This is a genomic window from Vibrio sp. K4, from assembly GCF_051122595.1.
GTDB classification, from domain to species: Bacteria; Pseudomonadota; Gammaproteobacteria; order Enterobacterales; family Vibrionaceae; genus Vibrio; species Vibrio owensii.
Map to the genome: position 1 here is coordinate 374,750 of NZ_CP178577.1, position 25,628 is coordinate 400,377.

General features: G+C 45.7%; 23 protein-coding genes and 2 tRNA genes. 21 read left to right on the top strand and 4 right to left on the bottom strand.

Annotated features, from left to right (window positions below):
* Positions 1-10 precede the first annotated feature (10 nt).
* The 16 genes from ftsH (at position 11) to vmrA (ending at position 17,318) form a co-directional block, all read left to right on the top strand.
* Positions 11-1,990 carry an ATP-dependent zinc metalloprotease FtsH gene (gene ftsH / locus ACLIIY_RS01805; RefSeq protein ID WP_009707529.1) on the top strand — a complete coding sequence of 660 codons (1,980 nt, stop codon included), beginning with the start codon at positions 11-13 and terminating at the stop codon, positions 1,988-1,990.
* Between the two features lie 69 nt (positions 1,991-2,059).
* A complete protein-coding gene (gene folP / locus ACLIIY_RS01810; protein ID WP_054824029.1) occupies positions 2,060-2,899 on the top strand; it encodes a dihydropteroate synthase in 840 nt (279 codons plus the stop codon).
* 10 nt (positions 2,900-2,909) lie between these two features.
* Positions 2,910-4,250 (top strand): phosphoglucosamine mutase, encoded by a 1,341-nt coding sequence (glmM, locus tag ACLIIY_RS01815; protein WP_122067033.1) that lies wholly within the window; start codon positions 2,910-2,912, stop codon positions 4,248-4,250.
* A gap of 225 nt (positions 4,251-4,475) precedes the next feature.
* Positions 4,476-4,814 carry a preprotein translocase subunit SecG gene (secG, locus tag ACLIIY_RS01820; RefSeq protein WP_005439454.1) on the top strand — a complete coding sequence of 113 codons (339 nt, stop codon included), beginning with the start codon at positions 4,476-4,478 and terminating at the stop codon, positions 4,812-4,814.
* An 18-nt stretch (positions 4,815-4,832) separates the two neighbouring features.
* Positions 4,833-4,916 (top strand) — tRNA-Leu (locus ACLIIY_RS01825).
* 56 nt (positions 4,917-4,972) lie between these two features.
* Positions 4,973-5,049, top strand: a tRNA-Met gene (locus ACLIIY_RS01830).
* A gap of 232 nt (positions 5,050-5,281) precedes the next feature.
* Positions 5,282-5,737: a ribosome maturation factor RimP gene (gene rimP / locus ACLIIY_RS01835; RefSeq protein ID WP_005439455.1), complete on the top strand. Its 456-nt coding sequence runs from the start codon at positions 5,282-5,284 to the stop codon at positions 5,735-5,737.
* 36 nt (positions 5,738-5,773) lie between these two features.
* Positions 5,774-7,261: a transcription termination factor NusA gene (gene nusA, locus ACLIIY_RS01840; RefSeq protein WP_434528036.1), complete on the top strand. Its 1,488-nt coding sequence runs from the start codon at positions 5,774-5,776 to the stop codon at positions 7,259-7,261.
* Positions 7,262-7,282: 21 nt separating this feature from the next.
* On the top strand, positions 7,283-9,967 hold the full coding sequence (gene infB / locus ACLIIY_RS01845) for a translation initiation factor IF-2 (protein ID WP_009707526.1): 2,685 nt from the start codon (positions 7,283-7,285) through the stop codon (positions 9,965-9,967).
* Positions 9,968-10,076: 109 nt separating this feature from the next.
* Positions 10,077-10,484, top strand: a complete 408-nt coding sequence (gene rbfA, locus ACLIIY_RS01850; RefSeq protein WP_005431935.1) for a 30S ribosome-binding factor RbfA — start codon at positions 10,077-10,079, stop codon at positions 10,482-10,484.
* Positions 10,484-11,428: a tRNA pseudouridine(55) synthase TruB gene (gene truB / locus ACLIIY_RS01855; protein ID WP_020193888.1), complete on the top strand. Its 945-nt coding sequence runs from the start codon at positions 10,484-10,486 to the stop codon at positions 11,426-11,428. Before rbfA ends, truB begins: the two co-directional genes overlap by 1 nt.
* A gap of 150 nt (positions 11,429-11,578) precedes the next feature.
* Positions 11,579-11,848, top strand: coding sequence for a 30S ribosomal protein S15 (gene rpsO / locus ACLIIY_RS01860; protein ID WP_005380094.1), 270 nt, complete (start codon positions 11,579-11,581; stop codon positions 11,846-11,848).
* Positions 11,849-12,162: 314 nt separating this feature from the next.
* Complete coding sequence (gene pnp, locus ACLIIY_RS01865; protein WP_009707524.1) at positions 12,163-14,295, top strand: polyribonucleotide nucleotidyltransferase; 2,133 nt, start codon at positions 12,163-12,165, stop codon at positions 14,293-14,295.
* A 184-nt stretch (positions 14,296-14,479) separates the two neighbouring features.
* Positions 14,480-15,403, top strand: coding sequence for a lipoprotein NlpI (gene nlpI / locus ACLIIY_RS01870; protein ID WP_005439469.1), 924 nt, complete (start codon positions 14,480-14,482; stop codon positions 15,401-15,403).
* Positions 15,404-15,500: 97 nt separating this feature from the next.
* Positions 15,501-15,914, top strand: coding sequence for a MarR family winged helix-turn-helix transcriptional regulator (locus ACLIIY_RS01875; RefSeq protein WP_005439471.1), 414 nt, complete (start codon positions 15,501-15,503; stop codon positions 15,912-15,914).
* 57 nt (positions 15,915-15,971) lie between these two features.
* Entirely contained in the window at positions 15,972-17,318 is a 1,347-nt protein-coding gene (gene vmrA, locus ACLIIY_RS01880; RefSeq protein ID WP_434528037.1) for a sodium-coupled multidrug efflux MATE transporter VmrA, read from the top strand.
* Between the two features lie 69 nt (positions 17,319-17,387).
* Here vmrA and ACLIIY_RS01885 read toward each other — a convergent pair whose 3' ends face one another.
* The 3 genes from ACLIIY_RS01885 to ACLIIY_RS01895 form a co-directional block, all read right to left on the bottom strand.
* Positions 17,388-18,266 carry a U32 family peptidase gene (locus ACLIIY_RS01885; RefSeq protein ID WP_009707523.1) on the bottom strand — a complete coding sequence of 293 codons (879 nt, stop codon included), beginning with the start codon at positions 18,264-18,266 and terminating at the stop codon, positions 17,388-17,390.
* 20 nt (positions 18,267-18,286) lie between these two features.
* Entirely contained in the window at positions 18,287-19,300 is a 1,014-nt protein-coding gene (gene ubiU, locus ACLIIY_RS01890; protein ID WP_005439474.1) for a ubiquinone anaerobic biosynthesis protein UbiU, read from the bottom strand.
* A 149-nt stretch (positions 19,301-19,449) separates the two neighbouring features.
* Entirely contained in the window at positions 19,450-21,489 is a 2,040-nt protein-coding gene (locus tag ACLIIY_RS01895) for a sensor domain-containing protein (RefSeq protein ID WP_005439475.1), read from the bottom strand.
* A gap of 265 nt (positions 21,490-21,754) precedes the next feature.
* Here ACLIIY_RS01895 and ubiT point away from each other — a divergent pair, with 265 nt between their 5' ends.
* Entirely contained in the window at positions 21,755-22,282 is a 528-nt protein-coding gene (gene ubiT, locus ACLIIY_RS01900) for a ubiquinone anaerobic biosynthesis accessory factor UbiT (RefSeq protein WP_005431915.1), read from the top strand.
* Positions 22,266-22,769, top strand: a complete 504-nt coding sequence (locus ACLIIY_RS01905) for a GNAT family N-acetyltransferase (protein WP_009707522.1) — start codon at positions 22,266-22,268, stop codon at positions 22,767-22,769. Before ubiT ends, ACLIIY_RS01905 begins: the two co-directional genes overlap by 17 nt.
* 84 nt (positions 22,770-22,853) lie before the next feature.
* Here ACLIIY_RS01905 and ACLIIY_RS01910 read toward each other — a convergent pair whose 3' ends face one another.
* The gene (locus ACLIIY_RS01910; RefSeq protein WP_334442276.1) at positions 22,854-23,306 is read right to left on the bottom strand and encodes a hypothetical protein; all 453 of its coding nucleotides are present in this window, start codon (positions 23,304-23,306) and stop codon (positions 22,854-22,856) included.
* A gap of 63 nt (positions 23,307-23,369) precedes the next feature.
* Here ACLIIY_RS01910 and ACLIIY_RS01915 point away from each other — a divergent pair, with 63 nt between their 5' ends.
* The 3 genes from ACLIIY_RS01915 to ACLIIY_RS01925 all read left to right on the top strand — a co-directional run bounded on the left by ACLIIY_RS01915 (position 23,370) and on the right by ACLIIY_RS01925 (position 25,538).
* The gene (locus tag ACLIIY_RS01915) at positions 23,370-23,768 is read left to right on the top strand and encodes a DNA polymerase III subunit psi (protein ID WP_005431900.1); all 399 of its coding nucleotides are present in this window, start codon (positions 23,370-23,372) and stop codon (positions 23,766-23,768) included.
* A 12-nt stretch (positions 23,769-23,780) separates the two neighbouring features.
* Positions 23,781-24,239, top strand: coding sequence for a ribosomal protein S18-alanine N-acetyltransferase (gene rimI, locus ACLIIY_RS01920; RefSeq protein WP_020193893.1), 459 nt, complete (start codon positions 23,781-23,783; stop codon positions 24,237-24,239).
* Positions 24,240-24,470: 231 nt separating this feature from the next.
* A complete protein-coding gene (locus tag ACLIIY_RS01925; RefSeq protein WP_434528038.1) occupies positions 24,471-25,538 on the top strand; it encodes a GGDEF domain-containing protein in 1,068 nt (355 codons plus the stop codon).
* Positions 25,539-25,628: the final 90 nt, after the last annotated feature.

The window sequence follows — 25,628 nt, forward strand, 5'->3', positions numbered from 1 at the left end:
CTTGAGTGACATGGCAAAAAATTTAATTCTGTGGCTTGTTATCGCTGTCGTATTGATGTCGGTATTCCAGAGCTTTGGCCCTGGAGAGAGCAATGGCAGAACCGTGGATTACACCACGTTTGTACAGGAAGTTGGCCAAGGCCAGATTCAAGAAGCAACTTTTAAAGACGGTGAGATTAGCTTTGTTCGTCGCGGCGGCGGTGCCAAAATGGTCACTTACATGCCTGTGTATGACCAAAAGCTTCTAGATGACCTAATTAATCAAAACGTGAAAGTGCAAGGTACGCCTCCTGAAGAGCAAAGCCTGCTAGGCACTATTTTCATTTCTTGGTTCCCAATGATCTTATTGATTGGTGTATGGATTTTCTTCATGCGTCAAATGCAAGGCGGCGGCGGTAAAGGCGCTATGTCTTTCGGTAAGAGCAAAGCTCGTATGATGAGCGAAGAGCAGATCAAGACAACTTTTGCGGACGTTGCAGGCTGTGACGAAGCAAAAGAAGACGTAAAAGAATTGGTGGACTACCTGCGTGATCCAAGCCGCTTCCAAAAACTGGGCGGTAAGATTCCAACAGGTGTATTAATGGTTGGTCCTCCTGGTACTGGTAAAACGCTACTAGCGAAAGCCATTGCTGGTGAAGCAAAAGTACCATTCTTTACTATCTCTGGTTCTGACTTCGTAGAAATGTTCGTAGGTGTTGGTGCATCTCGTGTACGTGACATGTTTGAACAAGCGAAGAAAGCGGCACCTTGTATCATCTTTATCGATGAGATCGATGCGGTTGGTCGTCAACGTGGTGCAGGTGTTGGTGGTGGTCACGATGAACGTGAACAAACACTAAACCAAATGCTTGTAGAGATGGATGGTTTTGAAGGTAACGAAGGTATCATTGTTATCGCTGCGACTAACCGTCCTGACGTACTTGACCCTGCGCTATTGCGTCCTGGCCGTTTTGACCGCCAAGTCGTTGTTGGTCTTCCAGACGTACGTGGTCGTGAGCAAATTCTTAAAGTACACATGCGTAAAGTGCCTCTAGCGGGTGACGTAGAGCCATCTCTAATTGCACGTGGTACTCCGGGTTTCTCTGGTGCAGACCTAGCAAACTTAGTTAACGAAGCGGCTCTATTTGCTGCACGCGGCAACAAGCGCAACGTTTCTATGGTTGAGTTTGAACTGGCTAAAGACAAAATCATGATGGGTGCAGAGCGCCGTTCAATGGTGATGTCTGAGGAAGTGAAAGAATCAACAGCATACCACGAAGCAGGGCACGCAATTGTTGGTCGCTTGGTTCCTGAACACGATCCAGTGTACAAAGTGTCTATCATTCCACGTGGTCGTGCGTTGGGTGTGACTATGTACCTACCTGAGCAAGACCGTGTGAGTATGTCTCGCCAACACCTAGAGTCAATGGTTTCTAGCTTGTACGGTGGTCGTCTAGCGGAAGAGCTGATCTACGGTGCTGACAAAGTATCGACAGGTGCATCGAACGATATCGAACGTGCAACAGACATCGCTCGTAAGATGGTTACGCAGTGGGGCTTCTCTGAGAAACTTGGTCCGCTACTGTATGCGGAAGAAGAAGGTGAAGTGTTCCTAGGACGTAGTGTGACTCAGACTAAACACATGTCTGATGACACAGCGAAGCTAATCGATGATGAAGTTCGCAAGATCATCGACCGTAACTACGACCGTGCGAAACAAATCTTGCAAGACAACATGGATATCATGCATGCGATGAAAGACGCGCTAATGAAGTATGAAACCATTGATGCTGGCCAGATTGATGACCTGATGGAGCGTAAGACGGACATTCGTGAGCCTGCTGGTTGGGGTGACAAACCTGCAAACAAACCAGAAGACAACGATAAGCCTCAAGCGAAACCTGAAGTAAAAGCTGAAGAGAAATCAGAAGAGCCTACAAAACCAGTAGAGCAACCTGCTTCTCAAGAAGCGACTTCAAGCGAAGCGCCAGAAAAGAAAGACTCTGAATAAAGAGTAGCCTTTGATAATAAACCCCGAGTTAAGCTCGGGGTTTTTGTATATGTTGTGATTATTAAAGCTATGATTATTAAAGCAAACAACAAATCTCTCGACCTTTCTCGCCCTCACGTCATGGCGATTCTCAATGTAACCCCTGACTCCTTCTCCGATGGCGGTAAGTTCAACTCACTCGATCTTGCGCTTGCCCAAGCTGAGAAAATGATTGCTGCTGGCGTCAGTATTATCGATATCGGTGGCGAGTCGACGCGTCCTGGCGCCCCAGATGTTGAGCTCGAGGAAGAACTACAACGCGTCATTCCAGTTATCAAAGCGATTCGCAAAAAATACGATGTTTGGATTTCTGTCGACACCAGTAAAGCTGAAGTGATGCGCCAAGCGGTTGCTGCTGGTGCTGACCTCATTAACGATGTTCGTGCACTTCAAGAGCCAGGAGCATTAGAGGTAGCAGCAGAAGCTAAATTGCCAATTTGCTTGATGCACATGAAAGGTCAACCTAGAACGATGCAGGCAAATCCACAGTATGATGATCTGATGGAAGATGTCTCAGAATTTCTCAAAGAACGCATTGCTGCTTGTGAAGCGGTGGGTATTGATAAGTCTCAACTTATCCTAGACCCAGGTTTTGGCTTTGGCAAAACCATAGAACACAATTATCATATGCTCGCTCATCTCGATAAGTTCCATGAATTCGGTTTACCAATACTTGCTGGTATGTCGCGTAAGTCAATGATCTTTAAGTTGTTGGATAAACCAGCAGCGGAATGTACTAATGCAAGCGTGGTCTGTGCGACTATCGCTGCAATGAAAGGTGCGCAGATCATTCGAGTTCATGACTTTGAAGAAACCATTGAAGCAATGAAGGTGGTTGAGATGACGAACAAAAATATCAAAAAGAATTAAGGAAAGTTTTATGTCTGATAAAAGACGTTATTTTGGTACTGACGGTGTGCGCGGTAAAGTTGGTCAATACCCGATTACTCCGGATTTCGTACTAAAGCTTGGCTGGGCAGCTGGTCGTGTACTAGCAAAACAAGGTACAAAGAAAGTTATTATCGGCAAAGATACGCGTATCTCTGGTTACATGCTTGAATCTGCTCTTGAAGCCGGTCTTGCAGCAGCTGGTCTGAAAGCTACCTTTACGGGGCCAATGCCAACCCCTGCAGTTGCTTACCTAACGCAAACCTTCCGTGCGGAAGCGGGTATCGTTATTTCAGCGTCTCACAACCCTTACTACGACAACGGTATTAAGTTCTTCTCGTCTGAAGGTACTAAGCTTCCTGATGATATCGAGCTTGCTATTGAAGCTGAGCTAGACAAAGACATCGAATGTGTTGAATCTGCTGAACTAGGTAAAGCGACTCGTCTAAACGATGCAGCAGGTCGTTACATCGAATTTTGTAAGAGCACTTTCCCTTCTGAGTTGAGCCTTGCAAACCTAAAAATTGTTGTTGACTGTGCACACGGTGCGACTTACCACATTGCTCCTAACGTATTCAAAGAGTTAGGCGCAGAAGTTGTCGCAATGGGTGTTGAGCCAAACGGCACTAACATCAACGCTGAAGTGGGCGCGACTGACGTTCGTGCGTTACAAAAGCGTGTGGTAGAAGAGCAAGCTCATCTTGGCCTAGCGTTCGATGGTGATGGTGACCGTATCATCATGGTTGACCATTTAGGTAACAAGATCGACGGTGACCAAATCGCTTACATCATCGCACGCGATGCATTGCGTCGTGGTGAACTAAAAGGTGGTGTTGTTGGTACGCTAATGACAAACCTAGGTATGGAAAATGGCTTAAAGCAATTAGGTATTCCATTTGTACGTGCAGCAGTAGGTGACCGCTACGTAATGGAGCAGCTACTTGCGAAAGGCTGGAAGATTGGCGCGGAAAACTCAGGCCACGTTATCTTGCTAGACAAAGTCACAACGGGTGATGCAATTGTTGCCGCGTTGCAAGTTCTTGCTTCTGTAGTTGGCAGTGATATGTCGCTGCATGACTTATCTCAAGGGATGACGCTTTACCCACAAGTGCTAGAAAACGTGCGCTTTGCTGGTGAAAGCAACCCACTTGAAGCTCAAGCTGTACTAGACTCAGTAGCAGCGGTTGAAGCTGAGCTTGGTGACAAAGGTCGCGTGCTGCTTCGCAAATCAGGCACTGAACCTCTGATCCGAGTGATGGTTGAAGGTGAAGATGCCGAGCTTGTTCAAAGCTCTGCGCTTAAAATTGCAGATGCAGTAAAAGCAAGTTGTTAATCATTGCGTTAACCTATTTTGAGAGAGAAAAGGGCATCTTTTGCCCTTTTTTTGAGCGCTTAATGCGTTAGCGCTGACTTTTTGCTAATTTTCCCTTGTCAGCGTTACTGGCTTTCGCTAGTATTGCTCCGCCTCCCGTTAGGAGGTCGCTAGCCTTGTTCATAAATAAATATTATTGTTTTTGAACGGCGCTGGCTCAACAATTTGGAACATAGGTGGAAAAAAATGTTTTCAGTTCTACTTGTGATTTACCTGTTGGCGGCGCTTGGTGTGATTGGCCTTGTGTTGATTCAACAAGGTAAAGGCGCAGATATGGGAGCCTCGTTCGGTGCAGGTGCTTCAAACACAGTGTTTGGTGCAAGCGGCTCAGGTAATTTCTTAACCCGAACAACTGCTATTTTAGCAACCGTATTTTTTATCATTAGCTTGTTACTTGGCCGTATGTCTACGCACAAGACTGAGTCACAATGGGTAGACCCAACACTAGGTCAGCCAGTTGTAGAACAAGTTAAAGATGCAGCAAGTGAAGTTCCAGCACCAGCAGGTGATGAGATTCCACAATAAGCTGTAAAGGTTTATGTAGCCGAGATGGTGAAATTGGTAGACACGCTAGCATGAGGTGCTAGTGCCTTTGGTGTGAGGGTTCGAGTCCCTCTCTCGGCACCATGAATTTACAAACTTGTAAATCACTTAGTTGAGCGTATAATGCTCAGCAAGTCGGACGCGGGGTGGAGCAGCTTGGTAGCTCGTCGGGCTCATAACCCGAAGGTCGTCGGTTCAAATCCGGCCCCCGCAACCAATCTCTTCTTTCATTGGAAAGAATGATTCGATTGGCAAGTTTGCACAGTGCTAACCACACTGTGAGTTAAGAAAAGCAAATTTTTGGCTATTCTTAACGTATCAGGGTCCAGCAGCATAAAACCCCGACTTTCGGGGTTTTTTGTTATCTGAGTTTTTGTAATTTAACTCGGATCACTGCTTGGTTTTTTGATTGGGCTCTGAGCCCTTTTTTTGTTTCTGGAGTGGTTCAAATGACTGGTTTAGAAAGACAACTTACTGAAATGCTTGAAGCTCCAGTAGAGGCATCAGGCTATGAGTTGGTTGGATTAGAATTTATTCGTGCGGGTGCGCACTCAACGTTACGTATCTACATCGACCACGAAAATGGCATCAATGTAGACGCTTGTGCAGAAGTAAGCCATCAGGTTAGCGCAGTACTAGACGTTGAAGATCCAATTTCTGTTGCTTACAGCCTAGAAGTTTCTTCTCCAGGCTTAGAAAGACCACTTTTCAAAGCAGCACATTACGAGCAATTTATTGGTCACGAGGTCAGCATCGTTTTGAAAATGGCTGTTGCAAACCGTCGTAAGTGGGCAGGTATTATCCACAGCGTAGATGGTGAGACAATTGCAGTTACTGTTGATGGGCAACAAGAAGAGTTTGCTCTAAGTAACATTTCAAAAGCTAACCTGATCCCTAAATTTTAGTTCCCTAAAAAATTTGAAGCTTAGAGGCTAAATACAATGAGTAAAGAAATTTTAGCGGTAGCAGAAGCGGTATCGAACGAAAAAGCGGTACCTCGTGAGCGTATCTTTGAAGCTCTTGAGATTGCTCTAGCAACTTCTACAAAGAAAAAATACGAAATCGAAATCGATGTACGTGTCGCTATCGACCGTAAAACGGGTGAGTTTGAAACTTTCCGCCGTTGGTTGGTTGTAGAAGATGTAGAAAACCCAACAAAAGAAATCTCTCTAGAAGCTGCACAGTATGAAGATGCAGACATTCAACTAGGTGATTTCGTAGAAGACGATATCCCATCGGTTACATTTGACCGTATTACGACTCAAACTGCTAAGCAAGTTATCGTACAAAAAGTACGTGAAGCTGAGCGTGCACAAATCGTAGAACAGTTTATCGACAACGAAGGTGATCTAATCACTGGTGTTGTTAAGAAAGTAAACCGTGAAACAGTTGTAATGGATCTAGGTAACAACGCAGAAGCGGTAATCCTACGTGATGACCAACTTCCTCGTGAAAACTTCCGTCCAGGTGACCGTGTTCGTGGTCTTCTGTACAAAGTTGCTCCAGAAGCGCGTGGTTTCCAACTGTTCATTACACGTTCTAAGCCTGAAATGCTGGCAGAACTATTCCGTGTAGAAGTACCAGAAATCGCTGAAGAAATCATCGAGCTTAAAGGTGCTGCACGTGATCCAGGTTCTCGCGCTAAGATCGCTGTTAAAACAAATGACAAACGTATCGACCCTGTAGGTGCGTGTGTTGGTATGCGTGGTGCACGTGTACAAGCAGTATCTGGTGAGCTTGGTGGTGAGCGTATCGATATCGTTCTTTGGGACGATAACCCAGCTCAATTCGTTATCAACGCAATGGCGCCAGCTGACGTTGCTTCTATCATCGTTGATGAAGATGCACACTCAATGGACATCGCAGTTGAAGCTGACAACCTAGCGCAAGCTATCGGTCGTAACGGTCAAAACGTACGTCTAGCATCTCAACTAACTGGTTGGGAACTGAACGTAATGACTGTGGCAGATCTTCAGAAGAAACACGCTGAAGAATCTCAAGCGTCTATCGAAAACTTCATGAAGTACCTAGACATTGAAGAAGACTTCGCTCAACTACTTGTTGAAGAAGGTTTCTCAACGCTAGAAGAAATCGCATACGTTCCAGTTAACGAACTGCTAGACGTAGACGGCCTAAACGAAGAGCTTGTAGAAGAGCTTCGTAGCCGTGCGAAAGACGCACTAACGACAATTGCCCTAGCGCAAGAAGAGTCTTTTGAAGGTCTAGAGCCTGCTGAAGACCTACTAGGCCTTGAAGGTCTAGAGCGTGAGATGGCATTCAAGTTGGCAGCAAAAGGTGTAGCAACACTAAAAGATCTAGCCGACCAAGGTATCGACGATTTAGAAGGTATTGAAGGCCTGACAGAAGAACGCGCAGGTGAGCTTATCATGGCTGCACGTAACATCTGTTGGTTCGGCGAAGAAGCATAATATCAGCAAGGAGGAAGCGGCATGACACAATTAACAGTTAAAGCTCTGAGTGAAGAGATTGGTACTCCAGTCGACCGCTTAATGGAACAACTTGCTGACGCTGGCATGAACAAAGCGAGTTCTGACCATGTATCGGATGAAGAGAAGCAAAAGCTTCTCTCTCACCTGAAGAAAGAGCACGGCGATAAGTCGGGCGAATCTGAACCTACTAGACTGACGCTTCAACGTAAGACTCGTAGCACGCTAAGTGTTGCAGCAGGTGGCGGCAAAAGTAAGGATGTTCAAGTAGAAGTGCGTAAGAAGCGCACATATGTGAAGCGCAGCACTATCGAAGACGACGCAAAACGTGAGGCTGAGGAAGCAGCAAAGCGTGAAGCTGAAGAGCTTGCGAAGCGTGAGGCAGAAGAACAAGCCAAACGTGAAGCTGCAGAGAAAGCACAGCGCGAAGCCGATGAGAAAGCGAAACGTGAAGCGGATGCAAAACGTGAAGCTGAAGAAAAGGCAAAACGCGCACAAGCTGAAAAGGCTAAGAAAGACATGAATGCAAAAAATGCGGATGCTAATACGCAAGCGAAGAAAGAAGCTGACGAGCTAAAGCGTCGTCAGGAAGAAGAAGCCCAACGTAAAGCTGAGCAAGAAGCCGCGAAGCTTGTTGAAGAAGCTCGTAAACTTGCAGAAGAGAACGAAGCTCGTTGGTCTGAAGAAGAGTCTAAGAAGAAAGAACTTGAAAACTCTGACTACCACGTAACCACTTCTCGTTACGCTCGTGAAGCTGAAGATGCAGCTGACCGTAAAGAAGAAGGCGGTGCTCGTCGTAAGAAGAAGAAGCCAGCAAAAGAAGAGCAATCACGCGGTGGTCGTAACCAACGTGGTGGCAAAGGCCGTAACAAAGGCAAACTTGCTAAGCCTACTTCAATGCAACACGGTTTCGATAAGTCTGCGACTGTAGCAAAACAAGACGTAGTAATCGGTGAAACAATCGTTCTTTCTGAACTTGCTAACAAGATGTCGGTTAAAGCGACAGAAGTTATCAAAGTAATGATGAAGATGGGCGCTATGGCGACTATCAACCAAGTGATCGACCAAGAAACAGCACAGCTTGTTGCTGAAGAAATGGGTCACAAGGTAGTTCTTCGTAAAGAGAACGAACTGGAAGAAGCAGTACTATCTGATCGTGATACAAACGCAGAAGCAGTACCACGCGCGCCAGTTGTAACTATCATGGGTCACGTTGACCACGGTAAAACGTCAACACTTGACTACATCCGTCGTACACACGTTGCTTCAGGCGAAGCGGGTGGTATTACACAGCACATCGGTGCTTACCACGTTGAAACTGACAACGGCATGATCACGTTCCTTGATACTCCTGGACACGCAGCGTTTACTGCAATGCGTGCTCGTGGTGCTCAAGCGACAGATATCGTTGTTCTTGTAGTTGCAGCAGACGATGGCGTAATGCCACAAACAGTTGAAGCGATCCAGCACGCGAAAGCGGCAGGCGTTCCTCTAATTGTTGCTGTGAACAAGATCGATAAAGAAGACGCGAACCCAGACAACGTTAAGAATGAGCTAGCTCAATACGACGTAATCCCTGAGGAATGGGGCGGTGAGAACATGTTCGTTCACATCTCTGCTAAACAGGGTACAAACATCGATGGTCTTCTAGAAGCAATCCTTCTTCAGTCTGAAGTTCTTGAACTTACCGCTGTGGCTGAAGGCATGGCATCTGGTGTTGTTGTTGAATCTCGCCTAGATAAAGGTCGCGGTCCAGTTGCAACAGTACTTGTTCAATCAGGTACGCTAAACAAAGGCGACATCGTTCTTTGTGGCCAAGAATACGGTCGTGTTCGTGCAATGCGTGACGAACTAGGTCAAGAAATCACAGAAGCTGGTCCATCTATCCCTGTAGAGATCCTAGGTCTTTCAGGCGTACCATCTTCAGGTGACGAAGCAACAGTAGTACGTGACGAGCGTAAAGCGCGTGAAGTAGCAAACTACCGTGCTGGTAAGTTCCGTGAAGTGAAACTTGCTCGTCAGCAGAAATCTAAACTAGAGAACATGTTCTCTAACATGACTGCTGGTGAAGTTGCTGAACTAAACGTAGTACTGAAAGCTGACGTACAAGGTTCTGTAGAAGCAATCGCAGACTCTCTACTGAAACTGTCTACTGACGAAGTTAAAGTGAACATCGTTGGTTCTGGTGTTGGTGGTATTACTGAGACTGACGCAGTTCTTGCAGAAGCTTCAAACGCAATCATCCTTGGCTTTAACGTACGTGCGGATGCATCTGCTCGCCGTGCAATTGAAGCAGCAAGCGTTGACCTACGTTACTACTCAATCATTTACCAATTGATTGACGAAGTTAAACAAGCAATGGGCGGTATGCTTGCTCCAGAATTCAAGCAAGAAATCATTGGTCTTGCTGAAGTACGTGACGTATTTAAGTCACCGAAACTGGGCGCAATCGCTGGTTGTATGGTTACTGAAGGTCTAATTAAGCGTAACAACCCAATCCGCGTTCTACGCGACAACGTTGTTATCTACGAAGGTGAACTAGAGTCACTTCGTCGCTTTAAAGATGACGTTCAAGAAGTTAAGAATGGCTACGAGTGTGGTATCGGCGTTAAGAACTACAACGACGTTCGCGTTGGCGACCAGATCGAAGTATTCGAAGTCGTTGAAATCAAACGTACTCTAGACTAATTGACTAAAATTACTAAACGTCTGAAAGACAAATAGTAATTGGTTGTTGAATACACCATGGGGGGCTGGCTTGACCATCCCCCCATTCTTTCTATTTAAGAGAATGAATATGTCAAAAGAATTTAGCCGCACGCAGCGCGTATCACAGCAGCTGCAAAAAGAACTTGCGATGATCCTTCAACGTGAAGTTCGTGACTCTCGCCTAGGCATGGTTACGATTTCTGATGTAGAAGTATCACGCGATCTTGCTTACGCAAAAGTATTCGTTACTTTCCTATGTGTGGGTGAGCAAACGCCAGAATCATGCCTAGCAGCACTACGTGAGCACGAAGTGCACATCCGTATGATGCTTGGTAAGCGTATTCGCCTACGTCTAACGCCTGAAATTCGTTTCTACTACGACAACACACTAGTAGAAGGTATGCGTATGTCGAACCTAGTTTCTGAAGTTGTTAACGAAGATAAACGTAAACAGCAAGATTCAGGTCGCGAAGAAGATCAGGCAGGGGAAGAGTAATGGCTCGTCGTCGTAAAGGTCGTCCAATTAATGGCGTTATCTTGTTGGATAAACCAACAGGTATTTCTTCAAATGATGCACTGCAAAAAGTAAAACGTATTTTCTTTGCTGAAAAAGCGGGTCATACGGGTGCATTGGACCCACTAGCGACGGGCATGTTGCCAATCTGCTTAGGCGAAGCGACCAAGTTCTCTCAGTTCTTGTTGGATTCAGACAAGCGCTACCGCGTAATCGCAAAGTTGGGTGAGCGTACTGATACGTCTGACTCTGATGGCGAAGTGGTAGAGACGCGTCCAGTTGACGTGAACCTTGAGAAGTTAGAAGCGTGCATCGACACGTTCCGTGGTGAATCAGACCAAGTACCTTCAATGTTCTCTGCATTGAAATACCAAGGTAAGCCATTGTATGAGTACGCTCGTAAAGGCATTGAAGTGCCACGTGAATCTCGCAAGATCACCGTATACGAAATCGTACTTCACCGCTTTGAAGGTGACGAAGTTGAGATGGAAGTACACTGCTCGAAAGGCACTTACATCCGTACTATCGTTGATGACCTAGGTGAAATGCTTGGTTGTGGTGCACACGTGACCATGCTTCGTCGTACTGGTGTTGCTAAGTACCCATACGAAAAAATGGTGACGCTAGAGCAACTTAATGAGTTGTTAGAGCAAGCGCATCGTGACGAAGTCGCACCAAAAGAGTTGCTTGATCCACTGCTGTTGCCAATGGATACTGCCGTTGAAGATTTACCTGAGGTAAACCTAAACGCAGAGCTAACCAACTTGGTACAGCATGGTATGCCAGTACAAGTGTTTGGCGCGCCAGAAGGGACGCCAATTCGCATGACTTCTGGTGAAGATAAGCTGTTTATTGGCGTTGCTGAAGTGAACGACGATGGAAAAGTGGCACCAAAACGTTTGGTGGTTTTCCGCGACGAAGAGTAACTTAATCAAGCTCTAGAAAATACCGGCTCTAATGCCGGTATTTTTATATTGCGCGGGTGAGGAAACTTCCCTATAATTCGCGCTTCGCGTAGCGGCTGAATCAGAGATTGGCTGCTACAACTTTAAACCTACTCTTATTAGGAGAGAATTATGTCTCTGAATGCAGAAACTAAAGCAGCAATCGTTGCAGAATACGCACAAGGCGAAGGCGACACAGGTTCACCAGAAGTTCAAGTAGCTCTACTTACAGCTTCTATCAACCACCTACAAGGTCACTTCAAAGCACACAAAGGCGATCACCACAGCCGTCGTGGTCTTCTACGTATGGTTTCTCGTCGTCGTAAGCTTCTAGATTACCTAAAAGGTAAAAATCTAGCTCGCTACCAAGACCTAATCAAGCGTCTAGGCCTACGTCGCTAATCAGCGACTGCATAGCAGTTTGTCTAAAAGGGGCTTTATGCCCCTTTTTTGTTGCCCGTTACTTATTTTCACTGCTATGGCTTAGCCAAATCAAACTTATGCCGTTATACTACACGCGGCTAAATCTCGTTTTGAGATTTTCACAAAGACTCATTGCATTACAGTCAACCACGTCGACCAAAAGGTCGCGACTATTAAAAGCGAATTGCACGCCATGTCAGTTTGTTTTCACTAGTCGCGATTCGTAATGTCTTGAGTATCAATCAATACTCTCTGAGCAAGTCCATCGATGCGCTTAGAAACAAGGAATAACAATGTTCGAAAAACCAGTTGTTAAAACGTTCCAGTACGGTAACCACACAGTTACTCTAGAAACTGGCGTTATCGCACGTCAAGCTACGGCAGCCGTTATGGTAACTATGGACGATACAGCAGTATTCGTTTCTGTAGTTGGTAAAAAAGAAGCAGTTGAAGGTCAAGACTTCTTCCCTCTAACAGTTAACTACCAAGAGCGTACATACGCTGCAGGTAAAATCCCTGGTGGTTTCTTCAAGCGTGAAGGTCGTCCATCTGAAGGTGAAACGCTAACGGCTCGTCTAATCGACCGTCCAATCCGTCCACTTTTCCCAGATGCATTCAAAAACGAAGTACAAGTTATCGCAACAGTAGTATCTGTTAACCCAGATGTTCAACCAGACATCGTAACTATGATCGGTACTTCTGCGGCGCTAGCTATCTCTGGTATTCCGTTCAACGGTCCTATCGGTGCTGCACGTGTTGGTCACATCGACGGTCAACTAGTACTTAACCCAAGCAACACTGAACTAGAAGCTTCTAAGCTAGACCTAGTTGTTGCGGGTACTGAATCTGCAGTACTAATGGTTGAGTCAGAAGCTGACAACCTAACTGAAGAAGAAATGCTATCAGCGGTTGTTTACGGCCACGACCAACAACAAACAGTGATCAACGCAATCAACGAGTTTGCTGCTGAAGTTGCGACTCCTGCTTGGGATTGGGTTGCTCCAGAAGAGAACACAGCACTTGTAAACAAGATCGCTGAACTGGCTGAAGCTAAGCTTGTTGAAGCTTACCAAATCACTGAGAAGATGGCTCGTTACGACCGCATCCACGAGATCGCTGGTGAAGTAAACGAAGTGCTACTTGCTGAAGATCCAGAAGCGAACACAAAAGAAATCCACACTATCTTCCACGATCTAGAGAAGACAGTTGTACGTCGTAGCATCATCGCTGGTAACCCACGTATCGACGGTCGTGAAAAAGACATGGTTCGTGCGCTAGACGTACGTACTGGTGTTCTTCCTCGTACACACGGTTCATCACTATTTACACGTGGTGAAACTCAGGCTCTAGTAACTGCGACTCTAGGTACGCAGCGTGATGCTCAAATCATCGACGAGCTAACTGGTGAGCGTAAAGATCACTTCCTACTACACTACAACTTCCCTCCATACTGTGTTGGTGAAACTGGTTTTGTAGGTTCTCCTAAGCGTCGTGAAATCGGTCACGGTAAACTGGCTAAACGCGGTATCGCAGCAGTAATGCCTTCTGTTGATGAATTCCCATACACAGTACGTGTTGTATCGGAAATCACTGAATCTAACGGTTCTTCTTCAATGGCTTCTGTATGTGGTACTTCTCTTGCTCTTATGGATGCAGGTGTGCCAATCAAGTCTTCTGTTGCGGGTATCGCAATGGGTCTTGTTAAAGAAGGCGACGACTTCGTTGTTCTTTCTGACATCCTTGGTGACGAAGACCACCTAGGTGACATGGACTTTAAAGTAGCGGGTACTAACACTGGTATCACAGCACTTCAAATGGACATCAAGATCGAAGGTATCACGAAAGAGATCATGCAAATTGCGCTTAACCAAGCTCAAGGTGCACGTAAGCACATCCTATCTGTAATGGATGAAGCTATCTCTGGTGCTCGTGAAGACATCTCTGAATTCGCTCCTCGCATTCACACAATGAAGATCAGCGCAGAGAAGATCAAAGACGTTATCGGTAAAGGTGGTGCAGTTATCCGTGCTCTAACTGAAGAGACTGGTACAACTATCGAAATCGAAGACGACGGTACTATCAAGATTGCAGCAACTGAAGGTGCAGCAGCGAAAGAAGCTATCCGCCGCATCGAAGAGATCACTGCTGAAGTTGAAGTAGGTCGTATCTACACTGGTAAGGTTGCACGTCTAGCTGACTTTGGTGCATTCGTAACGGTTCTTCCAGGTAAAGATGGTCTAGTACACATCTCTCAAATCGCTGAAAAACGCGTTGAGAAAGTGTCTGACTACCTAACTGAAGGTCAAGAAGTTCAAGTTAAAGTTCTTGAAATCGACCGCCAAGGCCGTGTACGTCTAAGTATGAAAGAAGCAGTAGAGAAGCCAGCAGAAGAAGCAAACGACGCTTCTGAAGCAAAAGGCGAGTAATCTAAGTTTCGACTTTTGGTCTTTTATTAGCTTAAGAGACTGAAAGCATGCTATAAAAGGGGAGCATTTTCGCTCCCCTTTTTTTTTGGCCTGTTTCGACAAGTTTAGCCTCAAGCGAAGTTATATATCCTATAGTGCATAAAGAGAAACAGACCCAGAGCGGTCCAAACAGGAGTACCAATTAGTGAAATGGTTTCAAACCGCAAGTTTATGTGTCGCTATCGCGCTGACCGGTTGTGCTAATACCTCTCAACATTCGGCACAAAAGTGGATCTATCCTCCGATGGCGGTACCGCTACAGCCAAGCGTTCAGCAAGAAGTTCAGATTGCACGTCTTTCCCAGCTTTTACAGCGTCCAGACTTGAGCGATGAAGTTCGTGCTAAGATGCACTACGAGCGTGGGAACTACTACGACAGTGTGGGCCTGCGTGATTTGGCTCGTTTGGACTTTAATCAGTCGCTACAACTGAACCCTGCTCAACCAGATATCTTCAACCTATTGGGTGTTTACTTTACCCAAGTAGGCGAATTTGATGCCGCTTACGAAGCATTTGATTCAACACTTGAGCTCGCGCCACAGAATTCATACGCAGAGCGTAACCGTGCAATTGCCCTGTATTACGGCGGTCGCATCGACCTTGCTCTGGAAGACATGACTAAGCATTATGAAGAAATGCCGAGTGACCCGTTTCGTGCACTATGGCTTTACATCATTGAAGCTGAACAAAACCCAGAGCAAGCAAAAGCGAACTTAGAGAAACGTTACCAACGTGACCGCAGTGAGGAGTGGGGCTGGGTTTTAGTTGCCATCATGCTGCGTGACGTGTCTGATGATGCTGCGCTTAAAGCCATCATGGATGGTACGCGTGAAAACTACCGTCTTGCTGAACGTTTAACAGAAACTTACTTCTACCTTGGTAAGCGTTACCAACTAGAGGGTGATATTGCTGATGCGATTTCACTGTACAAGCTAGCAATCTCTTTCAACGTTTATGAATACGTAGAACACCGTTACTCTTTCTTGGAACTGGCGCAAATCTACGATCAGTTGCAGCAAGAACAACTTGCTAAGCTCAAAGCCGAGCAACAGCAACAAGAAGAAAAATAACCATGAGCCGCTCAACTAGAGCGGCTTTTTTGTGCTTGAAGAATTTGGATAGCTTCTCTAAAATAGTTAGCCTTGCTAACTAAATGAGCAAAACACAATGGCACTAGAAAAAAGCCTGATTGAGTTAGAACGATTTTGTGCCAAAGCGTGGCGTGTTTATGCCAAGGAAGATCCGCTTTCACATTTGAGCTTTAATGAGTTCGATTACTTACGAGTGATTCAGCTTCATCCAGAAGGTGTGCGTATTACAGACTTGGCGGAAGAGCTGCAAGTCACCAAACCTTCAGCTTCAAATATGGTGGTTCGTTTGGAGAAAAAGGGGTTGGTTAGACGCATCGCTTGTAACGAAGATGCGCGTTCAAAGCGTGTTTTGCTAACGGAAGAAGTGATAGCAGAGATGTCCCTTGAACAGGTGGTTTACAAGGATATTTCTGAACAACTCGTGCGTAAACTTGATAAGCAAGAAGCACAGCAACTGAAAGCGCTACTGGATAAAGCGCTCGGAAACTAAACATACATTTTATTCTTTTATCTATTTAGTTAGCTTTGCTAACTATTGGTGGTAGTCATGCAAAACTCTATATACAAACAGTTTTGGAAATACACAATTCCGACCGTCGCAGCCATGTTGGTCAACGGCTTATACCAAGTCGTGGATGGTATCTTTATTGGTCGTTATGTGGGGGCTGACGGATTAGCCGGGATCAACGTCGCGTGGCCGATCATTGGTTCGATACTTGGTATCGGTATGATGGTGGGTGTAGGTACGGGCGCACTCGCCTCTATCAAACAAGGTGAAAAAGACAGTGAAGGTGCTAAACGCATTCTCTCTACCGGTCTTTTGCTTTTAGTTGCTTTGATGCCTGTTGTAGCGACAACTTTGTTCTTCTTCGCTGATGACTTTATTCGTTGGCAAGGAGCAGAAGGGCGAGTGTACGAACTTGGTTTGCAGTACCTGCACATCTTAAGCGTGGCTTGTGTGTTCTCGCTTGGTTCAATTGCAGTGCCGTTTTTGCTGCGTAACGACGATAGCCCGAACTTAGCCACTATCTTGATGGTGATTGGTGCCGTTATTAATATCGTGCTTGATTACCTGTTTATTGCTTGGCTTGGTTGGGAGCTTGAAGGTGCAGCGATTGCGACTGCGTTAGCACAGATGGTGGTCACCATTCTTGGTGTGGGTTATTTCTTTACTTCAAGAGCGAAGATGCGTTTGAACATCAGCGATCTTAAGATGCAATTTGATGTGATCCCTAAAATCGTCATGATCGGCACATCAAGCTTCTTTATGTACGCATATGGCTCGATGATGGTCGCTCTGCACAACGCGCTGTTTGCCCAGTACGGTAGTGCGTTGTTGATTGGTGCTTACGCCATCTTGGGTTATATCGTGACGGTCTATTACTTGATCGCGGAAGGCATCGCGAATGGTATGCAGCCTTTAGTGAGCTATAACCATGGTGCACGTAATCAAGACAATATTCGTAAGCTGTTGAAGGTCGCAATGGGCACGTCAGTACTCGGTGGTGTCGCGTTTGTTGTTTTGATGAACATCTTCCCATACGAGTTTGTTTCAGTGTTCAACAATGCCGACCAAAACCTGATTGATGCGACGGTGGTGGGTATTCGTCTCCATATGTTTGCATTGTTCTTGGATGGTTTCTTAGTGGTTGCTGCGGCGTACTACCAATCGGTGAACAAAGGCAGCAAAGCGATGTTTGTGACCATTGGTAATATGGCAATTCAATTGCCGTTCTTGTTCATCATGCCGAAACTTCTAGGCGTAACGGGTATTTGGATTGCATTCCCACTGTCTAACATCGCCTTGAGTTTAGTGGTGATGACGATGTTGTGGCGTGATATTAAGAAGCTAATGAACGAGAGTTCAGCAGAGCCAAGTATTCAAGCATCTTAACGACGAAAAGATGTAAAAAAAGCGAGGTCAGTACCTCGCTTTTTATTGCTTTGAAACCTTAAGCAGGGATTAGATGTTCTTCACTTCTAGACCTGCAAGTTGGTGCCAGTAACCGTTACATTGGCGGTCTTGGATTTTGCCTGGATTGGTGCCTTTCTCGTTTGAACGGAATTGGTCTAGCTCAGAGAAGGTGCTAAGACCAAGTGGGCTTAAACGAACCACATCAACCAGACCTTCCATACTTGGTAGATCGTTGATCAGGTTGTAGCAGTAACCAGACTGAGTTTGGATGCCGTTTAAGTTAAACACTTCTTGGCCTTCTTGGCTGCTTACTTGGATACCCGTTGGGTACTTAATACAGCAAGTTTCGCAGTCGTCTTTGGCTTTGTTTTCTGCACGAGCGGTAAAGCAGCGCGCCGAGTAAGCCAGTGGCAGATAGCCGTGGCTGAAAACTTCCACTTCAAACTTATTGCGAATGCCAAGTTCATCACATTGAACCAAGGTATTACTGAGCCATTCACGAGACAACTCTACAGGCATACACCAGCGGATCATGCCTTGTTTTAGGAACAAGTTAAGTGTGTGCGCGTTGTAAGTGTTAACCGCAGGGCCAACGACGAAAGGCACTTTATGCTCAGAAGCCAATTGAACTGCAGAAACGTCGTTGGCTTCAATCGCGAAGTCACCGTTGTCGATGTACTTCTTCATGATGTTCACTTCACTTGGCGCTTCTAATAGTGCCATCGTAGAAAGCACGACTTGTTTGCCAGATGCAGACAGCTCTTTCGCGATATCGAACCAATGTGCAGGTTTCATTTCACGACGTTTTGAACACACGGTTTCACCTAGGTAGATGATGTCCGCAGAGCTTGATTTCGCTTGTTCGTAAAACGCTTCAACGTCTTGCTTTGGCCAGAAGTACAACAGTGGACCAAGTGCGTATTTCATTGAGTTATCCATCTTAACCTCTACTGCCATTTACGGTGGTAAGCACCAAGTGTGGTTTGCGTACCTTCAGATACGTTTGCCAATGCTGCATTCCAAGCTGCTTCAACTTGATAAGCTTCTGGATTTGCTTGGTAACGATCAATCGCTGCACGCCACGTACGCGTTACTTGTTCTACGTAAGCAGGGCTACGTTGGCGACCTTCAATTTTTACGGAAGCCACATTTGCCGCAAACAGCTCAGGCAACATAGAAAGGGTGTTCAAACTGGTTGGCTCTTCCAGTGCATGGTAGCGTTTTTTCTCGCCTTCAATTTCAGCTTCGAAACGACCTTTACACAAAGTTGGGTAGCCTGCGTTTTCACCAGCGCTGTAGCGGTCGATCAGAATATCGTTAAGACGAGATTCCAGACCGTTTTCTGTTTCTTGCCAGCGAACGTATTTCGCCGGAGAACACGCACCAACTGTGTTTGGTGATTCGCCAGTCATGTAAGAAGACAGGTAGCAACGACCTTCTGACATGATGCACAGGCTACCAAAAGCAAAGACTTCCAGCTCGACATCGCTGGTGATGTTGCGAGAAAGCTGTTTTACCTGATGGATAGACAGTACGCGAGGCAGTACAACGCGTTTTACGTTGAAGTTTTGCTTGTAGAAATCTACCGCAGCAACGTTGGTCGCTGATGCTTGTACAGAAAGGTGTAGTTCGAGTTCTGGGTATTTGCGAGCAGCGTACTCAAGTACCGCAATGTCAGCCACGATAAGTGCGTCTACACCCAAGGCTGCGGCATTGTCGACCGCATTTGTCCAACGCTCGAAACCATTTGGGTGGGCAAACGTGTTTAATGCAACGTGGATCTTTTTGTTGCGGTCATGAACGTATTGCACCGCTTTTTCAAGCTTCTTGCCGTTGAAGTTCAGACCAGCAAAGTGACGAGCGTTGGTATCGTCTTTAAAGCCGATGTATACGGCGTCTGCACCGCAATCAATCGCGGTTTTTAGCGCAGGCAAGTTACCCGCAGGACACAAGAGTTCCATATGCTCACAATCATAGAGAATAAAAAGGTGCCCGCATTTTATGAAGAATTATGAATAGCGAAATTGACCTAAGTTAGGTTTAGCTCAATAAAGTTGAGATTTACCCCTTGAGAGTAAGGGGTAACACTCAGATTTTGTTGCAGTTGAGATCAGTTCTTATGACGGCGGTTTTGCGCAAACAACTCTTCAACTTCGTGTTTAGGTTGAGGACGGTAAAAATGGAAGCCCTGAATCGAGTTACATTGCAGGTTTGATAGCAGTGTTGCTTGTTGGTGGGTTTCCACACCTTCGGCGACCACGGTCAAATCCAATGATTTACCAAGGTTGATGATGTTCTCAATCACTGTTACCTGTTTCGGGAGTGTATCGATGTCGTTGATAAACGCGCGGTCGATTTTTAGCTCATCGATAGGGAAGCGTGCTAAGTAGGAAAGGGAAGAGTAACCCGTACCGAAGTCATCGATAGACAATGCGAAACCAAGCTTCTTGATCGCATTAAGCATTTGTAGCGTGTGTTCGCTGTCGCTCATTACCGCACTTTCTGTTAGCTCGAAGGTAATGCAGCTTGGGTCAAGTTCGGTGGTGCGCAGTAGCTTCTCCATGTAGTCGATCAGTTGTGGGTTACCGAATTGCTCTGGAGAGAGGTTGATCGCCACGCGTCCCGGTAGAATGCCTTGCAGTTTCCAGCGTTTTACTGTGTTAAACACATCACGCATGACCACGCGACCAAGGTGTTCAATCAAGCCTGCACGCTCAGCTACAGGGATAAATGCCCCTGGGCTGATGTAACCTTCGACCGGATGCTTCCAACGTACTAATGCTTCGGCTCCGTTAATGCTGAAGTCGCGGGCGTTAACTTTTGGTTGGTACCACACTTCCAAACCGTTTTGCTGCAATGCTTTTTGTAGCTCGATCTCCAACCACAAACGCATACGCGCTTCTTTGTTCATCTGATCGTTAAATTTAATCAGGCGGTTACGACCACGATCTTTTGCTTCATACATCGCGGTATCAGCATTTTGCAGCAGAATGCGCGCATCTTGCCCGTCTTCTGGGTAACGAACACTACCAATGGAGCATGCTAGGCGCTTACTGAAATGATGCAGATCGAAAGGTTGGTTGATCAGAGAAATAATGCGCTCAGATAATATCTCTGCCATGCGAGTGTTTTCTGGCTCAGGTAGAATGATGCCAAATTCGTCGCCGCCTAAATGGCCAATAATTGCTTGATTTGGCAAAGAACGTTTTAGACGAGCGGAAACTTCTTGAATCACTTTGTCACCGATGTGATGACCAAGTGAGTCATTGATATTCTTAAAGTTATCGATGTCGAGGTAAAAAACCAGCAACGGCGTCTGGCTCTTAATCAGTTGCTCTAATCGTTTCGTAAAGCCGAAGCGATTGTACAGCTTGGTCAGTGAATCAATGTGCGCATCTTCATTGGAATTGGAAGAAAGCAGCTTGGGCGCATCGTCGGCGTCTTGGATCAAAATGATTTGAGATTCACTGCCGAGAATGGCTGTGGTATCGGCATGCAATTGAACTTTACGTTCGAAGCCACAACGAGCACTGGTCAGACACACAAAAGGTTTTTCAGAGAGTAATGTGCTGATGCGATGAGTGAAGACTTTTTTGCTGTTTTCATCGATAAACAGACGAGTCAGCTCTTCTCCGAGTAGCTCATGAGGCGAGTTTAACCCGAGTAAACGTGCGGAGGCTGGATTGGCAGAAATGATGATGTCATCTTCGACCAACAGCAAACCGTCGGGCAACAGCTGAGTCAGCTTGGCGAACTTGCTTTCGGACTCTTCTAACGAGCGAACCAGAATCTGTTTTTCAGACGTGTCGATGGCATGAAAAACCACAAAGCGAATTTCGTTTTCTTCATGAACGGGAGAAAGGCTGAAATGAAGGCTGGTTTCAAGATCGGTTTCGTCGAGTGTAATTTCCGCTTCAACATGATCACCTTTGAACGCGCGTTGGTAGTAGGGCGCGAGCTTCTTATAGAACTGCTCTCCCAGTACTTGGCTGTCGTTCAGACCAACGATCTCGTCGTGTCCTAAGCCTGCAATGTCACAATAGCGATCACTCACCATTCGATAATTGTGTTTCTTATCAAGAATGGCAAAAAAGAATGGGCTATTTGAGGTAAGCGTTGCAAACCAATGTTGTAATTGCTGGGAAGGCATTAAGGTGTTACCGATCTCCAATGAGCCTGATTATTCGTCCGTGTAATAAAAACGCTATTTTGATAACTATAACTTTGAACATACCGTTATTAAAGCGTTTATCCACGACTTAGCGTCAATAATACACGTAAGGTCAAAAAAACGACGTTTGAGTGAGTAAACCGCCTACTTCTAAAACAAACAGATTTATTGATACATAACAGGTACAGGTATTACTCTATTGCGTAAGATAGACAACCTTATGACAAAGTAACGGATAATTAGCGTGTTAAACAAGATTCGCAGTCAACTAGTAAAGAACGCAGCATCAATTTTGCGATCTCCAGTCCAGTTATTGCCACAAACTGTTCAGAAAAAAGCCTTGCTAGAAGGTTTGAAAATGGTGTTCAAAGAAGCCCTAGAAGATGGTGATTTTGAGTTCCTTGAAGACAAGTGGTTGAAAGTTGCGATTAAAGACTTGAACTTAGCATGGTACATCAGCTACCAAGATGAAAAATTAGTGGTAGCAGAGAAACCGGTTCAGGAAGATGTGAGTTTTAGTGGTAACCTTAACGACCTAGTACTTATTGCTGGTCGTAAAGAAGACCCTGATACACTGTTCTTCCAACGTCGCCTTTCTATCGAGGGCGATACTGAGCTTGGCTTAGAAGTGAAAAACCTGATGGACAGTGTTGACTTAGAGCAGTTACCAAAAGCGATGCAAGTAGCACTGAACCAACTGGCTGACTTTGTTCAGAAAGGGGTTCAAGCGCCTGCACAAGAAACCGGAGTAGCGAATGCTTATTCGAACTGAAGCCCCTGCGGACATTCTCACCATTGACCGCTTATTAAAACACGCTTTCCCAACAGATGCGGAAGCCAACCTAGTGATGCGTTTGCGTGAAAACGGCAAGCTCACTTTGTCTTTGGTAGCCTGTACTGATGAAGGTGAAGTGGTTGGTCATGCGCTGTTTAGCCCTGTGACGTTGAATGGTGAAGATTTATCTTGGCAAGGTCTTGCGCCTTTGGCTGTGCATGAAGACTACCGCCGCCAAGGTATTGCTGCTGAGCTAATCAAAGAAGGTTTTGATTCGCTTCGTGACTTTGGTTACCCAGTGTGTGTGGTATTAGGTGAGCCAGATTACTACGCGCGCCAAGGCTTTACCGCTGCTGAAGATATGGGCTTCGACTGTGCATGGGAAGTGCCGCAAGGTGCGTTCCGCGTAGCAGAATTGGTCGAAGGTCAGTGTGACGGACGCTCTGGTCGCATCGATTATTCTCCAGAATTTTCTGAGCTATAATCGCCAATATTGAATGACAAAGCCCGCTGTAAAAAGCGGGCTTTGTTTTTGAGATCTTAGTGAGTCGTACAGAGCAAAAGTGGTTTAATCCTGTTCTTGGATGCGTTTTTTGCCCCAAACTTCGATTTTTGCCTTTTTACTCATACCAGCTGCATTCAATGTCATGTTGCCCCAGCTTTTGTATTCCATCTCTAGACGTTTGAACTTCGCATCTTCAGAACCTGGTAGTGTCCAAGCGCGTGTCGACATACCATTCGTTAGTGTTCCAACCAGGGTTTTGAGCTTTTTCTCGCTACCATCGGTCATAGTCACTTTCATGTTCTTAATGCTCATGGTGCCTTGAGTACATTTGATTTTGATTTTGCTGAACTTACGATTTTTGAACAGACCATTTGGCTCTACCGTGTCGGTCTCTGTTTGGAAGTTTACGGTTTTCTCGGCGATCAGCTCCCAGCCATCGTTGCTATCCTTAGCGAAAGCGGTAAAGCTGGTGGTGGCGATAAGTAACGTAATAGCGAGTGATTGGAAAAGCTTCATAACACCTCTGACTTTAAATGCGAAATTTTGATAGGATCGCCTCGTTCAAATAGGTGACAAAAGATGTCAATTAACGAGAAACAATATTTACATGAAATGGGGATCAGCACTTGGGAGCTGAGTCACCCAGAAAGGCTGGAAGGCTATCAATCGCCATTATTGGATTTGCAAAGTTCTTGTAAACTCCTATTGGTATCGCCAATGTGTCCAGAAAACGAGACAGCTTTGATGTTTGAGCGCGTATTAAAAAGCATTAAGCTCACGCTCGACGACGCACTGCACCTAGAGCCTGAGCGTTTATCCATGTTGGGTGAACATCAACTAGAGTGGGTGTGGTTCGCAGGTTGTGAGGCGGACGCCAGCATCAACGCCAAGCAACTGACTTCACCGCTATTACAAGATATTGATGGCAATAACGAACAACGCCGCGCATTGTGGCAACAAATCTGTTCGTACTCTTAACGGAGCGACCGCGTGACAATTGAAATTACGCCGATGCGTGCTGAGCACCTCGACCAAGTTTGGCAAATCGAACAACAAGCGCATTCTCACCCTTGGGCTGAATCTTTAGTTCGTGACTTATCCAGTCGCGGCGCTTGTCATCATGTGATGCTTGAAGACGCTCAAGTGGTTGGTTACTTCTATGGACAGAATATTGTCGGAGAAGTGACGCTATTGAATATTGCCATATCGCCTTCTCAACAGGGCAAAGGGTTAGGGCAAAAATTACTGGATGCATTCATCGAGCATTGTGAACAAGCCAAAGCTGAGAGTGCTTGGTTGGAAGTGCGTGAAAGCAACCATCCCGCTATCCATATTTATGAACAAGCGGGTTTTAATGAAGTGGATCGTCGTTACAACTATTACCCAGCGAAAACCGGTAATGGTAAGGAAGACGCCATTATTATGAGCTATCTGTTCTTTAACGAATAAAGTGCTTTGTGACCAACAAAGTGCATCGCTCTCAGGACGTTAAGCAAAATCAACAAGCCTCGGAATTTCCGGGGCTTTTTACTTTTTCCCATCTGAAAACATGGCTTTCTCTCTTCCGAATTCATTCTTTTGACATATTTGTTGAGCTTATTTTTGTTCGCTTTATTACCATACAAGTTATAAGTTTATAAATTATATGAAACAAGATCTGAACAGGAGGAAGGATTTACGATGCCGTATCCGCAAAAATTCGACACTCCTGTCGCTCAACTGTTCGATGAGCAAAGCAGGGGAACCGTTCTTAAAGTTTTAATGTTGGTCACCTTGGCAACGTTTGTGCCACTTGGTATCAAGAATCTAATCATCGGGGAGACTTTCCTTGGTGTTGTTCTGCTTACCTTCCAACTCAGCTTCATTATTGAACTGGCGGCGCTCTTTATTCTGGGAGAAAGCAAGATAGGCTATCGCATTCCATTGTTTTTGCTCTGGTTGTCGGTGGTTCTGAGTGTGCACATCTTTGGCATCATTGCGACGTATTGGGTGTTCCCTGTGATTGTCGCGCTGGTATTTATTATTCCGACTAAAGATGCCTTGGTCACTAATGGTTGGATCATTGTTGGTTGTACGATTTCTGCTTGGCACCAACTTGAATGGAACGTGACTTTGCGTTTTGTTCTTGCTGTGATTTGCTGCGCGATCGTCGCGCATGTCGCCGTACATAAAATCCTAGAGCTGCAAGATAAATTGACGTTCCTGTCCACACGGGACTCCATGACCGGAGCGCTGAATCGTGGTCAACTAGAAGCGTTTTTACATCGAGCATTGGATGACAAACGACTAGGGAAAGCGTCGACGATCGCCGTGATCGACATCGATCACTTCAAGCAGGTCAATGATTTGTACGGGCATGATGTAGGCGACGAGGTGATCAACCAAACCGTGACCATTCTTAATGACTATTCGCGAGAATACGATTTAGTGTTTCGCTTAGGCGGGGATGAATTTCTACTCCTGTTTGAAGGGCTTTCTGAACAAACGGCGCACTTTATGATGAGCAGCATCAGCGACAAGGTTCGTTCGAAGCACTTTGTGCGTCATGCACATGTCTCGCTAAGCGTAGGTGTGGCGGAGTGTTTATTGGAAGGCGATACGCCCGATCTGTGGTTGAAACGTGCGGATATTGCTTTGTACGATGCAAAGCAAAACGGGCGCGACCAAGTTGTGGTGGCGTCAACGACTACTGTTGAGCCAGAAGTGTTGGATTGGCAAGATGAAGTTCAGCAAGGTCACTTCCTTTAAACATGCTAGGAAAGTTGCCCCTAAAGCAATAATAAGCGAGAATACCGCGCAATATTGAATCGAATAAAGCTTGTTTGAATTTTGAGCAAG